The sequence below is a fragment of the Klebsiella sp. 54 genome, assembly GCF_018223875.1.
In the GTDB taxonomy this organism is placed as follows: Bacteria; Pseudomonadota; Gammaproteobacteria; order Enterobacterales; family Enterobacteriaceae; genus Klebsiella; species Klebsiella quasipneumoniae.
This window is the reverse complement of sequence record NZ_JAGRRA010000004.1, coordinates 257,089-270,137: the sequence shown is the minus strand read 5'-3', so window position 1 is coordinate 270,137 and position 13,049 is coordinate 257,089. Positions and strand designations below refer to the sequence as shown.

Sequence of the window (13,049 nt, the reverse complement as noted above, 5' to 3'; positions counted from 1 at the left end):
CCGGGAGTGAATTTTTTTAAAATAAAATGAACTCTTTGTTCAGCCGCGAGTCTCAGTATATGAAAGACGCGCATTTATTATCATCATCATCCCTGAATCAGAGATGAAAGTTTGGCCACAGTGATGTGGCCTTTTTCTTTTCCAGCGCTTCGACCGCTACGCGTGCCGCGCCAACAGCGCCTCAAACGGCTCGCTGTCTTCCGCTTCTATTTTCTTCTGTCGCGCCACCGACGCGTCACGCTCGGCGATGAAATCTTCTTCGCTCAGGATCTCCAGCGGCTCTTCACGCAGCTGGGTCCGGTAACGATCGGCCAGCGCACGGCCGGTTCCACCAATCCCTTCTTCAATCATAGAACGCAGAATGCGGGCTGAGAAGGTTAATTCCGGATCGTCAAAACAGGCCAGCAGCTCATCGCAGACCTGTTGATAGGCCTCGCCGCCGTGAATGCTGTCCAGCGTCTGCGCTACACGGCGTAAATCGCGGAACAGATCTTTACCCACCTGCGCCAGCGGGAACTGCGCGCTTTCGCAGCCGATGCCCAACGTTAAGCCCGGCTTACGCCCTTCCAGAATCACCCGGTTCCAGTTGGTGCGGGTGCACAGTAGCTCATCGCTGCTCATCTCCGGCGCGTCGGCCAGCGCGCACCAGACCATAAACAGGTCGAGGAAACGCACCTGCTGGGCGTCAACGCCGATCGGCGAGAAGGGATTGATATCCAGCGAACGCACTTCGATATACTCAATACCACCGCGCAACAGCGCATCGGACGGGGTTTCGCCCCGACGGGTGACGCGTTTCGGGCGGATCGGCGCATAGAGTTCGTTTTCAATCTGCAGGATATTGCTGTTGATCTGCAGATACTTACCGTCTTTTTCCAGCCCGATTTTAGCGTACTCTTCCGACGGCGTTTTAATCGCGCGCTTCAATCCTGCCACATACTCGTGCAGATCGTTAAACGTAATTCCGAGATTGCTTTGCGACTTATTGGTATAACCAAGGTCGCTGAGGCGCAGCGAGGTGGCGTACGGCAAGTAATACATGCCGTTGCCCGTCTCCTCAAAGGGCAGCGTCGTCGGCTTTCCTTGCAGGAACGAAGCGCAAATCGCCGGCGAGGCGCCAAACAGATAGGGGATCACCCAGCCAAAGCGATAGTAGTTACGAATTGAGCGGAAATAGCCCGCCGAAATGGCCTCTTTACCACTCTCAGCGTCTTCCACACCACATTTAGCCTGCCAGAAGGCCATCGGTAGGGAGAAGTTATAGTGCACGCCGGAGATAGTCTGCATCAGCGCGCCGTAGCGGTTCTTCAGCCCCTCGCGATACAGCGTTTTCAGACGCCCCACGTTAGAGGTGCCGTACTGCGCCAGCTCAATATCCTGACCGGGGGCGATATAGCATGGCATACTCAGCGGCCACATCCGCTCGTCGCCAAGCTGACGCGCGGTATAGCGATGGACATCGCGCATAAAGGTCAGCATATGCTCAATATCGCCATCTACTGGCGTAATGAACTCAAGTAAAGCTTCGGCAAAATCGGTGGTAATCCATTTATGCGTCAGCGCTGAGCCTAACGCCGGAGGGTGACCGGTCGTTGCAAGGGTGCCGTCTGCGTTCACGCGCAGCGTCTCCCGCTCCAGACCACGTTGAATACCCTGCAGGGCCTGCGGATGTTTTTCCAGCCAGGCCAGCGCCTGTGATACGTCCGGGATCAATTTGACCTCCCGCCTGTCGAAATCGTTTGAATAAGCATAATTGTAATGGATGAACTATCAGTCCAATTAGTGCCACCACGTCATGCCCTGAAGCGTCGCTGCTGCAATGACGATATAGCGCAGCGCCTTTCCAAGGCATAAGAAAAAGAGTACCGGTCCCCAGGAAATGCGCATCCATCCCGCCAGCAAACACAGTAAATCGCCGACAACCGGCGCCCAGCTCAGCAACAGCGTAACCGCGCCGTAGCGCTTAAGCCAGCCGGCCGCCCGCTCCTGCCAGCGCGAGGTTTTACGCAGCGGAAACAGGCGCCCCAGAATAACGTTAGTTACCCCTCCAAGGCTATTGCCGATTGTTGCTATTAATACTAACCACCACGGATGACTGACCCCCGCAAGTAGCATAGCCACCAGCACAACCTCCGAATTGCCGGGAAGTAGCGTGGCGCTTAAAAAGCTACTGGCAAACAGCGAGAGGAGTGACAGCGCATCGCTCACAGCAAACGCACGTCTACAGCGTCCATTCCCGCGCGCTTCGCCGCCTGCAGACCAAAGTCGGCATCTTCGAAGACCACGCATTTTTCCGGCGCGACGCCCATGCGCTCGGCGCACAGCAGGAAGGTATCGGGCGCGGGTTTATGGTTGACCACATGATCGGCCGCCACCACCGCGGAGAAGTAATGACGCAGGCCCAGGTGCGCCAGCAGCGCTTCGGCGACGGCGCTTTCGCTACCGGTGCCGACCGACATCGGGCGACGGCCGTGCCACGCCTTGACCACCTCGATCAGCGGCAATGGACGTACGCTGTCCAGCAGCATCGCCTTAACGGCCAGGGTTTTTTCCTGCGCCAGGCGATGTGGATCGAGATCCGCCTGGTTGAGTTCAATAATCGCCTGGGCAATCCGCCAGGTCGGTGAGCCATTGAGGGCAACCATCGCCTGTTCGTCGAAACGCATACCGTAGCGGCCCAGCACCTCATTCCATGCCTGACGATGGGTCGGCTCGGTATCGAGGATAGTGCCATCCATATCAAAGATCAGTCCTGCGTAACCTTCGTACATCGTCTTCTCACCAACCGGTTAATGAATGGTTACTGTAACGCAAAAGCCGGTCGTTGTCGCGGCCAGCGGCGCAGACGACAAAGGCGCCCACAGGCGCCTTCAGGCATCAGACCGGATAGGCGGCCTTATTTAATTCGCAGATCGTTTTCGACCATTCGCACGCCCTGCACCCGACGGGTGACTTCCACCGCCCGTTTAGCGCTTTCCGCGGAGGAGACAAATCCGCTCAGTTGGACGCGGCCTTTAAAGGTCTGGACGCTGATTTCAGAGGACTTGATGTCTTTATCGTTAAAGAGCGCCGTTTTTACCTTGGTGGTCACCACGGTATCGTCAATATAGCCGCCCGTACTCTCCTTTGTAGCCGATCCCGCACAGCCAGCGAGGGCCGTCGCCACCAGCAGCGTTGCGCAAAAAGCAGGTATTGCTTTGAACCATTTCATGGATTTCTCTCCTTGCATTTATCTCAGCCTGATAACGCTGATATACAAGGATAAATTATAGTGGAAAGCGCGGCTTGCCAATAAAAAAGTCAGGATGAAACTGGCGATGGGAAACGCGGTTATCGGGATGGTGAAAGAAGAGTGAAGATGATGCATTCAGAACGGGTGCTGCGATAATTTCGCAGCCTATGCAACAACATCGTCGTTGCTACTGAGGAGAATATGGTGCATCCGGGAGGATGATTCGGCTTCGCCTCACCCTTCGGGCCGTTGCTTACGCAACGTTATCCTCCCTGGTGCTGGCGATGATTTCGCAGACCATAAAACAACATCGTCGCTGTTATTAAGGAGAATATGGTGCATCCGGGAGGATTCGAACCTCCGACCGCTCGGTTCGTAGCCGAGTACTCTATCCAGCTGAGCTACGGATGCATCGGGAAAGCTATTTTACTGCGGGGTTACTCTCCTGGCACTTACGATGGTTTCGCAAACCAGATAACAACAATGTTGCTGTTACTAAGGAGAATATGGTGCATCCGGGAGGATTCGAACCTCCGACCGCTCGGTTCGTAGCCGAGTACTCTATCCAGCTGAGCTACGGATGCATCGGGATTACTGCAGTAATTCTGATATCAAATTTCGCGATTTGCCATTCTTGTTAAAGAATGGTGCATCCGGGAGGATTCGAACCTCCGACCGCTCGGTTCGTAGCCGAGTACTCTATCCAGCTGAGCTACGGATGCATCGGGAAACTTGCTTTACTACGCGTCAGTGTCACAACTAACACATGCCACACTGAGTATGACGGCCTAATCGGTAGAGTGACTCGATTATGCCTCGCACTGCGGGCCGCTGCTTTCACAGCGCGCTTCTCTCTTAATTCAGAAAGAAGATGGTGCATCCGGGAGGATTCGAACCTCCGACCGCTCGGTTCGTAGCCGAGTACTCTATCCAGCTGAGCTACGGATGCAAAATGGCGGTGAGGCGGGGATTCGAACCCCGGATGCAGCTTTTGACCGCATACTCCCTTAGCAGGGGAGCGCCTTCAGCCTCTCGGCCACCTCACCACACACGCCTCTTTCGAGTGCTTCGAAGAACTTGCTTCTGCTCTTCGTCGCTGCGATGGCGCACATATTACTTTCTGGTACTTATAAGTCAAACACTTTTTCGAGACCTTTTTTCGTTTGCACACTTCGCACGCAATTCGCGTGCAAAAACGGCAAAAAGGGCAATTTATCAACAGGAAATCAGCCCTGACGCTGGCATAATGTCAAACAACCAAAGCGGCAAAGGGTAATGAAAAGCGGTATGGTGCAGGGGGAAGAAACAGAAAAAGGGAAAAAGCGGCGATAAGTGATGCGCCTCACTGAACAGCGAGGCGCGGAAACCTTAGTAACTGGACTGCTGGGATTTTTCAGCCTGAATACGCTGGTAGATCTCTTCACGGTGTACAGATACTTCTTTAGGGGCGTTTACGCCAATACGAACCTGGTTACCCTTCACCCCTAAAACTGTCACAGTGACCTCATCTCCAATCATGAGGGTCTCACCAACTCGACGAGTCAGAATCAGCATTCTTTGCTCCTTGAAAGATTAAAAGAGTCGGGTCTCTCGTATCCCGGCATTATCCATCATATAACGCCAAAAAGTAAGCAATGACAAATACCTTACGGTATAAGCAGTCATGGCATCACATTCTGTTAAACCTAAGTTTAGCCGATATACACAATTTCAACCCGACTTTATCGTTATCGGTGTTTCTCGCGCAAGGTGCCATTTCCCTGAGGTTACGGCACCTAAACCCGCCATACTTCAAGTTGCATGTGTGTTGGTTTTCCTCGCTCACCCCAGTCACTTACTTGAGTAAGCTCCTGGGGATTCGCTGTGTCGCCGCCTTCCTGCAACTCGAATTATTTAGGGTATATGCGTTTATAGTTATTACAGTTTTGCGCTGACCCAGCCTTTCACACTGGCTAACGCTGCAGGGAGAGCAGACGCATCGGTACCACCGGCCTGCGCCATATCCGGACGACCGCCCCCTTTACCGCCCACCTGCTGAGCGACCATACCAACCAGCTCCCCAGCCTTGACGCGATCTGTCACATCCTTAGACACACCGGCAATCAGGGAAACTTTACCGTCTGCGACCGTAGCCAACACCACAACCGTCGAACCCAGCTGGTTCTTCAGATCGTCAACCATGGTGCGCAGCATCTTCGGCTCCACGCCGGCCAGCTCGCTGACCAGCAGCTTAACGCCGTTAATCTCTTCCGCTTTGCTGGAGAGGTTTGCGCTCTCCTGCGCCGCAGCCTGCTCTTTCAGCTGCTGCAGCTCTTTTTCCAGCTGACGGGTACGCTCCAGCGCGGCGCGAACTTTCTCGCCGAGATTGTGGCTGTCGCCCTTCAGCAGCTGTGCGATATCGCTGAGCTGATCGCTCTGCGCGTGCAGCATGGCCATCGCGCCCTCACCGGTCACCGCTTCGATACGGCGCACGCCAGCGGCGGTACCGGACTCAGACGTGATACGGAACAGGCCGATATCACCGGTACGCGCCGCGTGAGTCCCGCCGCACAGTTCGGTGGAGAAGTCGCCCATCCGCAGCACGCGGACGCGGTCATCGTATTTCTCGCCGAACAGCGCCATGGCGCCGGATGCGCGCGCGGCATCGATATCCATAATGTTGGTTTCGATAGCCAGGTTACGACGGATCTGCGCGTTGACCAGATCTTCCACTGCACGAATCTCTTCCGGCTTCATCGCTTCGAAATGCGAGAAGTCAAAGCGCAGCGCTTTATCGTTGACCAGCGAGCCTTTCTGCGCCACATGGGTGCCGAGCACCTGGCGCAGCGCCGCGTGCATCAGGTGCGTCGCGGAGTGGTTCAGGCGGATACGCTGACGGCGAGCCTCGTCCACATCGGCCTGCACCGCGTCGCCCACTTTCAGGGAGCCGCTGGCGACTTTACCGATATGACCAATGGCCTGGCCGTACTTCTGCGTGTCGCTGACCGCGAAGGAGAAGCCCGCGCCTTTCAGTTCGCCTTTATCGCCCACCTGGCCGCCGGACTCCGCATAGAACGGGGTCTGGTCGAGGATCACTACCGCTTCCTGACCCGCGCTGACGCTATCCACCGCTTTGCCATCGATGAACAGCGCAGTCACTTTGCCGTTCAGCTCCAGATGATCGTAACCTTTAAATTCAGAGGCGCCGTCAACGCGGATCATCGCGTTATAGTCAGCGCCGAAACCGCTGGACTCGCGCGCGCGACGGCGCTGCTCTTCCATGGCGGCCTCAAAGCCGGCTTCGTCAACCTTGATGTTGCGCTCGCGGCAGACGTCCGCGGTCAGGTCGACCGGGAAGCCGTAGGTGTCGTACAGACGGAAGGCGGTTTCGCCATCCAGGGTGTCGCCTTTCAGCTTCGACAGCTCTTCATCCAGCAGCGCCAGTCCGCGCTCCAGAGTACGGGCGAACTGCTCTTCTTCGGTTTTCAGCACCTGCTCAACCTGAGCCTGCTGCTGCTTCAGTTCTTCGCCGGCGGAGCCCATCACGGCGATCAGCGGGGCAACCAGTTTCCAGAAGAAGGTATCCTTCGCGCCCAGCATGTTGCCGTGACGGATCGCGCGGCGAATGATGCGGCGCAGCACGTAGCCGCGGTTTTCATTCGACGGGATTACGCCGTCAGCGATCAGGAAGGCGCAGGAACGAATGTGGTCGGCAATAACGCGCAGCGACTTGTTCGTCAGATCGGTGGCGCCGGTGACTTTCGCCACGCTGGCGATCAGATCGCGGAACAGGTCGATGTCATAGTTTGAGTTAACGTGCTGCAGCACCGCGGCAATACGCTCCAGGCCCATACCGGTGTCGACGGACGGCTTCGGCAGCGGCTCCATGGTACCGTCAGCCTGACGGTTGAACTGCATGAAGACGATGTTCCAGATCTCAATGTAGCGGTCGCCGTCTTCTTCCGGACTTCCCGGAGGGCCGCCCCAGATGTGATCGCCATGGTCGAAGAAAATCTCGGTGCACGGACCGCACGGACCGGTGTCGCCCATCTGCCAGAAGTTGTCTGAAGCAAACGGCGCGCCTTTGTTGTCGCCGATGCGGATGATTCGCTCGCGCGGGACGCCTACTTCATTGGCCCAGATGTCGTATGCTTCGTCATCGGTCTCGTAAACGGTGACCCACAGCTTCTCTTTCGGCAGCGCGAACCAGTTCTCACCGGTCAGCAGCTCCCACGCGTATTTGATGGCATCCTGCTTGAAGTAGTCGCCGAAGCTAAAGTTGCCCAGCATTTCAAAGAAGGTGTGGTGACGCGCGGTGTAACCGACGTTTTCCAGATCGTTGTGTTTACCACCCGCACGCACGCAACGCTGCGCGGTGGTCGCACGCGAATAATTACGTTTGTCGAGACCAAGGAAGACATCCTTGAACTGGTTCATCCCTGCGTTGGTAAACAGCAGGGTCGGATCGTTGTGCGGCACCAGGGAGCTGCTGGCAACTACCTGATGTCCCTTGCTATGGAAAAAGTCGAGAAACGCCTGACGGATCTCAGCGGTGCTCTTGCTCATAATTATCCTGAAATCAAGCTACACGTCATCCTTCAAGTCGCCTCTGTCCTGGCTGCGCTTGCTCTTCCGGCACCGAACTGACGTGCGTTGCGGAAGATAGTCTCTCTTGCCGCCCTGATGCAGCTTGAATGATTTTGTGTAAAGGAATAATCGCCCAGGACGCTGCCTGCACTGTCACAACCAGCGGCCCGACGGAATAAAGTGGGAATAAGATAAGTTTTCTTTACGGCGAAGTAAAATCCCGGATGGGTCAATCTGCAAAATTTCGCCAGATTTCCTGGATATCTTCCATCAGGTAGCCACGGTACAGCAGGAATCTCTGGATTTTCACTTTTTCAGCAAAGGCGGAGGGTAACGGTTCACCGTATTTACGCTGCGCCTGCGCCCTGGCAAGGCTCACCCAGTCGATATCGCATTCGCGCATCGCCTGTTCCACGGCCTGGCGCGCAATGCCTTTCTGGCTGAGCTCCTGACGAATGCGCGCGGGGCCATAGCCTTTGCGGCTCCGGCTGGCGATGAACTGGCCGACAAAACGATTATCGTCGAGATAACGGTTTTCGATACACCAGGCAACCACCTGCTCCAGCTCTTCAGGGGTGACGTCCAGCGCCTCGGGGCCGTTTTTGCTCATTACCGGAGCAGCCAGTTTGCGCCGCAGCTCCTGTTCGCTGTGGTCGCGCATCGCCAGAATGCGGATAGCGCGGTCCAGCAGGCGGGCGTAGCCGGAGCGGCGTGATGAAGGTTCAGTCACAGGCACCTCAATAATCTAAGAAAAGCAAAAGGGCCGCATAAGCAGCCCTTTATCACTCTGTTAGACGATATCAGAAATCTTGTTCCGTTTCTTCTGCATCGTTGCCGTCAACGGCGAAGTCCGGCGTAGAGTCCTGGTTGTTGAGCAGCAGTTCGCGCACTTTCTTCTCAATCTCTTTCGCCGCCGCCGGGTTCTCTTTCAGCCAGGTGATAGCGTTCGCTTTGCCCTGACCAATTTTGTCGCCGTTGTAGCTGTACCAGGCGCCCGCTTTCTCAATCAGCTTCTCTTTCACGCCAAGGTCAACCAGCTCGCCGAAGAAGTTGATGCCTTCGCCGTAGAGGATCTGGAATTCAGCCTGTTTGAACGGCGCCGCAATCTTGTTCTTCACCACTTTGACGCGGGTTTCGCTACCGACGACGTTGTCGCCCTCTTTCACCGCGCCGATGCGACGGATATCCAGACGCACGGAGGCGTAGAACTTCAGCGCATTACCGCCGGTGGTGGTTTCCGGGTTACCGAACATCACGCCGATTTTCATACGGATCTGGTTGATAAAGATCAGCAGCGTGTTGGACTGCTTCAGGTTACCCGCCAGTTTACGCATCGCCTGGCTCATCATACGCGCCGCGAGGCCCATGTGAGAGTCGCCGATTTCGCCTTCGATTTCCGCTTTCGGCGTCAGCGCCGCGACGGAGTCGACGACGATAACGTCAACCGCGCCGGAGCGCGCCAGCGCGTCACAGATTTCCAGCGCCTGCTCGCCGGTATCCGGCTGAGAACACAGCAGGTTGTCGATATCCACGCCCAGCTTGCGCGCATAGACCGGATCCAGCGCGTGTTCCGCATCGATGAACGCACAGGTTTTACCTTCGCGCTGCGCTGCGGCGATAACCTGCAGCGTCAGGGTGGTTTTACCGGAGGATTCCGGCCCGTAGATCTCGACGATACGGCCCATTGGCAGACCGCCGGCGCCCAGCGCGATATCCAGAGAAAGCGAGCCGGTGGAGATGGTTTCTACGTCCATAGAACGGTCTTCACCCAGGCGCATGATGGAGCCTTTACCGAATTGCTTTTCGATCTGGCCCAGTGCAGCCGCCAACGCTTTCTGTTTGTTTTCGTCGATCGCCATTGTTACTCCTAATCATGCAGGGTGAAGCGTGTTCGCTTCGCCGTTAATATTTGTTCAGTTGAGGCAATTATACTGTATAGTCATACAGTATCAAGTCTTTTGTAGAAATTGTTGCCAGAGCAGATTGAGCGCGTAGGCCGTCGCCTGACGACGTACCGCTTCGCGGTCTCCGGCAAAGCATTCCCGCCGCGTCACCCCTTGCCCGCTAACGCTGGCGACGCCAAACCACACCGTCCCGACCGGCTTTTCGTCGCTGCCGCCATCCGGCCCGGCGACGCCGCTAACCGAGATGGCATAGTCCGCGCGCGCGGCGCGCAACGCGCCGATCGCCATCTCCACCACCACCGGTTCGCTCACCGCGCCGTTGTCCCGCAGCGTCGCTTCGCTGACGCCGATCATTTGCGATTTGGCCTCGTTGCTGTAAGTCACAAAACCGCGTTCAAACCACGCTGAGCTGCCGGCAATATCGGTGATGGCTTTCGCTATCCAGCCACCGGTGCAGGATTCCGCCGTGGTCACCGTCGCGCCCTGCGCCTGCAGCGCCCGGCCGACCTTCTCGCTTAGCTGCATTAATTCTGAATCGGTCATTATCGCCCCGCTTTGCTCCGGATAAAGAGGCCATCAAAGATAGCACTTTCCACAGAGATATGGGGACGAGGTGTGGAATTTACGAGGGGACATCCAAAATGAATCATCCCGGCGGCGCCGGGATGAGAAATCGCACGCTTACTTCATGCTGGCGGCGATCAGCGCCACGTTATGACGCATCATTTTGACATAGCTATCCGCGACGCCCCCCGGGGCGGAGAGCGCCTCAGGATAGAGTTCTCCGCCGGGCTGCGCGCCGGTGGCGCTGGCAATCTGCTTCACCAGCCGCGGGTCAAGCTGGTTCTCCATAAACCAGGTATGGACGCCGTCCGCGTTGATTTGCTTAATCAGCGCCGCCACCTGCGCCGCGCTGGCCTCGCTCTCTGAAGAGAGCCCCTGCGGCGCGAGGAAGGTTACGTGATAAGCGCGGCCAAAATAGCCGAAAGCGTCATGGCTGGTCAGGACCTTGCGCTTGTCCAGCGGAATGGCGCTGAACTGCCCTTTCGCCCAGCCGTCGAGGGCCGTCAGCTGGTCGATATAGCGCTTGCCGCTGCTGGTCAACGCCGCTTTATCTTCCGGGTCGGCTTTCACCAGACCATCGAGGATATTCTGCGCATACAATGCGCCGTTCGCTGCGCTGTTCCAGGCGTGGGGATCGGTCACCGTTTTGCCGTCTTCATCGAGGGTATGGGTCTTGACGCCCTTCGACGCCACCACCAGCTCGCCCTTAAAACCAGAGGCCTTAATCAGGCGATCCAGCCAGCCTTCCAGTCCCAGGCCGTTAACCACCACCACGTCGGCCTTGCTGAGCAGCGCGCTATCCTTCGGCGACGGCTCGAAGGTGTGCGGATCGCCATCCGGGCCGACCAGGGTATCCACATGGACATGCTCCCCGCCAACCTGCTGCACCATATCACCCAGAACTGAAAAACTGCTTACCACATTCAGCGTTTTCGCCATCGCCCCCTGCGCCATCAGGCCGAAGGCCAGCGCGACCACTATTGCACTACGTTTCATCATTTCCTTACCCCATCAATTTGCGCCAGCCGACCAGCAGTCGGCTGCGCGTGCCAAAAAACAGCGAAATAAAAAACAGCGCGCTGGCGGTCAGCACGATGGCGGGCCCGGCGGGAAGACTGGCCGCCCAGGAGAGACTCAAACCCAGCCAGGCGCAGAGCGCGCCGGAGAGCGCCGCCAGCAGCAGGATGCCCGGCAGCGTTCGCGCCCAGCAGCGCGCGGCAACCGCCGGAAGCATCATCACCCCTACCGCCATCAGCGTGCCGAGCACCTGAAATCCCGCCACCAGGTTAAGCACCAGCAGCGCCAGAAAAAGCCCATGCAGCACCGCGGGCAGCCGGCGGTTATTCACCTGCAGCCAGGCACTGTCGAACGCCTCGCTGACCAGACCGCGGTAGCACAGCGCGATGCACAACAGCGTCAGGCTGGCGACGCCGCTGACAAACAGCGCCGCGTCACGATCCACCGCCAGAATGGAGCCAAACAGCAGATGCAGCAGGTCGACGCTGGAGCCGCGCAGCGACACCAGAGTGACGCCCAGCGCCAGCGATCCCAGATAAAATCCAGCAAAGCTGGCGTCCTCTTTTAACGGCGTCCGCCGGCTCACCCATCCCGCCACCAGCGCGACCGCGATGCCGGCGACAAAGCCGCCCACGGTCATGGCCAGCAGCGACATGCCGCTCAGCAGATAGCCCACCGCCACGCCGGGGAGAATGGCGTGCGACAGCGCGTCGCCCATCAAGCTCATGCGCCGCAGCAACAGGAAGACGCCCAGCATGGTGGTGCTTAGCGACAACGCCAGGCAGACCACCAGCGCCCGGCGCATAAAGCCGAATTCAATAAAAGGTTGAAAGAAGGTGTGCCAGATCATGCTGACCTCGCCTGGCTGAAGGCCGGGAGAACCGCCCGGGTGGCACCCCAGCAGGCGCGCTGGCGGGTTAAAAGCAGCGTCTCCGGAAAAAAGTCGGCTACCCGCTGGTTATCATGCAGCACCGCCAGGATGGTTTGCCCCTGCCGGTGCATGTCGAGGATCAGCTCCATCAGTTCGCGACTGGTCGCTTCATCGATACCCGTGAAGGGCTCGTCGAGCATCACCAGCGGCGCCCGCTGCACCATCACCCGGGCAAACAGCATGCGCTGAAACTGGCCGCCGGAGAGCGCTTCGATCGGGGTTTTCGCCAGGCTCGCCAGCCCGACCCGCTCCAGCACCGCGCCGATGCGTCGCCGGGTATCGCCGCTCAGACCGCGCAGCAGCGACACGCCGGGCCATGCGCCCTGACTCACCACATCCTGCACGTTGAGAGGAAACTGTGACTCGAGGGCATGGCGCTGTGCCAGCCAGCCAATCACCGGCCGCTTTCCCTGCCAGCGCAGGCGGCCGCTGACCGGCGGAAGAAACCCGGCGAGGGTTTTCAGCAGGGTCGATTTTCCGCAGCCATTGAGACCAACGATTGCCGTCAGGCTGCCGGGACATATCATCCCGCTCAGCGGAGGGGTGATCGCCGCCCCGCCATAGCCGGTTACCAGTTGTTCCAGTTCAATCATGGCAGCGTCACCGCCCACCAGGTCGCCAGCCATAGCGCCGCCAGCAGCGTTCCAGCGATGGCCAGGCGCGCCGCGCCGGATGCCATAAAAACCGATGCGAACATATCCTTACCCCCTTATTAAATGTTATAACATAACAATACAGAGGCGAAATTAGATTGTAAATCAGCGTCGGTGAGCGGAAATGTAACAAAGGTAGACAGGAAGCATGCCGACGGGAAGAAACAGCAGGATAAGCGCGG

General features: G+C 57.6%; 12 protein-coding genes and 5 tRNA genes. All 17 read right to left on the bottom strand.

From position 1 onward, the window contains the following. Window positions 1–156: 156 nt before the first annotated feature. The 17 genes from gshA to KHQ24_RS12700 all read right to left on the bottom strand — a co-directional run bounded on the left by gshA (window position 157) and on the right by KHQ24_RS12700 (window position 12,840). A complete protein-coding gene (gshA, locus tag KHQ24_RS12780) occupies window positions 157–1,713 on the bottom strand; it encodes a glutamate--cysteine ligase (RefSeq protein WP_004205693.1) in 1,557 nt (518 codons plus the stop codon). Between the two features lie 66 nt (window positions 1,714–1,779). Further along, window positions 1,780–2,208 (bottom strand): YqaA family protein, encoded by a 429-nt coding sequence (locus KHQ24_RS12775; protein ID WP_004205691.1) that lies wholly within the window; start codon window positions 2,206–2,208, stop codon window positions 1,780–1,782. Next, window positions 2,205–2,771: a fructose-1-phosphate/6-phosphogluconate phosphatase gene (gene yqaB, locus KHQ24_RS12770; RefSeq protein ID WP_004205690.1), complete on the bottom strand. Its 567-nt coding sequence runs from the start codon at window positions 2,769–2,771 to the stop codon at window positions 2,205–2,207. The genes KHQ24_RS12775 and yqaB overlap by 4 nt, the downstream gene beginning before the upstream one ends. Window positions 2,772–2,896: 125 nt before the next feature. Beyond that, window positions 2,897–3,211 (bottom strand): BON domain-containing protein, encoded by a 315-nt coding sequence (locus KHQ24_RS12765; protein ID WP_004205689.1) that lies wholly within the window; start codon window positions 3,209–3,211, stop codon window positions 2,897–2,899. 355 nt (window positions 3,212–3,566) lie between these two features. Continuing rightward, window positions 3,567–3,643 (bottom strand) — tRNA-Arg (locus tag KHQ24_RS12760). A 96-nt stretch (window positions 3,644–3,739) separates the two neighbouring features. Further along, window positions 3,740–3,816, bottom strand: a tRNA-Arg gene (locus tag KHQ24_RS12755). A 61-nt stretch (window positions 3,817–3,877) separates the two neighbouring features. Further along, a tRNA-Arg gene (locus tag KHQ24_RS12750) sits at window positions 3,878–3,954 on the bottom strand. 150 nt (window positions 3,955–4,104) lie between these two features. Then, window positions 4,105–4,181 (bottom strand) — tRNA-Arg (locus KHQ24_RS12745). Window positions 4,182–4,185: 4 nt separating this feature from the next. After that, window positions 4,186–4,278 (bottom strand) — tRNA-Ser (locus KHQ24_RS12740). Window positions 4,279–4,600: 322 nt separating this feature from the next. Beyond that, on the bottom strand, window positions 4,601–4,786 hold the full coding sequence (csrA, locus tag KHQ24_RS12735) for a carbon storage regulator CsrA (RefSeq protein WP_000906486.1): 186 nt from the start codon (window positions 4,784–4,786) through the stop codon (window positions 4,601–4,603). A gap of 363 nt (window positions 4,787–5,149) precedes the next feature. Next, a complete protein-coding gene (alaS, locus tag KHQ24_RS12730) occupies window positions 5,150–7,777 on the bottom strand; it encodes an alanine--tRNA ligase (RefSeq protein WP_048325458.1) in 2,628 nt (875 codons plus the stop codon). A 250-nt stretch (window positions 7,778–8,027) separates the two neighbouring features. After that, complete coding sequence (gene recX, locus KHQ24_RS12725) at window positions 8,028–8,528, bottom strand: recombination regulator RecX (protein WP_004205687.1); 501 nt, start codon at window positions 8,526–8,528, stop codon at window positions 8,028–8,030. A gap of 70 nt (window positions 8,529–8,598) precedes the next feature. Beyond that, on the bottom strand, window positions 8,599–9,657 hold the full coding sequence (recA, locus tag KHQ24_RS12720) for a recombinase RecA (protein ID WP_004205686.1): 1,059 nt from the start codon (window positions 9,655–9,657) through the stop codon (window positions 8,599–8,601). Window positions 9,658–9,747: 90 nt separating this feature from the next. Beyond that, the gene (pncC, locus tag KHQ24_RS12715) at window positions 9,748–10,245 is read right to left on the bottom strand and encodes a nicotinamide-nucleotide amidase (RefSeq protein WP_004205685.1); all 498 of its coding nucleotides are present in this window, start codon (window positions 10,243–10,245) and stop codon (window positions 9,748–9,750) included. Window positions 10,246–10,383: 138 nt separating this feature from the next. Then, window positions 10,384–11,262 (bottom strand): metal ABC transporter substrate-binding protein, encoded by an 879-nt coding sequence (locus KHQ24_RS12710; RefSeq protein ID WP_049093763.1) that lies wholly within the window; start codon window positions 11,260–11,262, stop codon window positions 10,384–10,386. Between the two features lie 7 nt (window positions 11,263–11,269). Further along, the gene (locus KHQ24_RS12705) at window positions 11,270–12,133 is read right to left on the bottom strand and encodes a metal ABC transporter permease (RefSeq protein WP_004205682.1); all 864 of its coding nucleotides are present in this window, start codon (window positions 12,131–12,133) and stop codon (window positions 11,270–11,272) included. Then, complete coding sequence (locus KHQ24_RS12700) at window positions 12,130–12,840, bottom strand: metal ABC transporter ATP-binding protein (protein ID WP_072140381.1); 711 nt, start codon at window positions 12,838–12,840, stop codon at window positions 12,130–12,132. The genes KHQ24_RS12705 and KHQ24_RS12700 overlap by 4 nt, the downstream gene beginning before the upstream one ends. Window positions 12,841–13,049 lie beyond the last annotated feature (209 nt).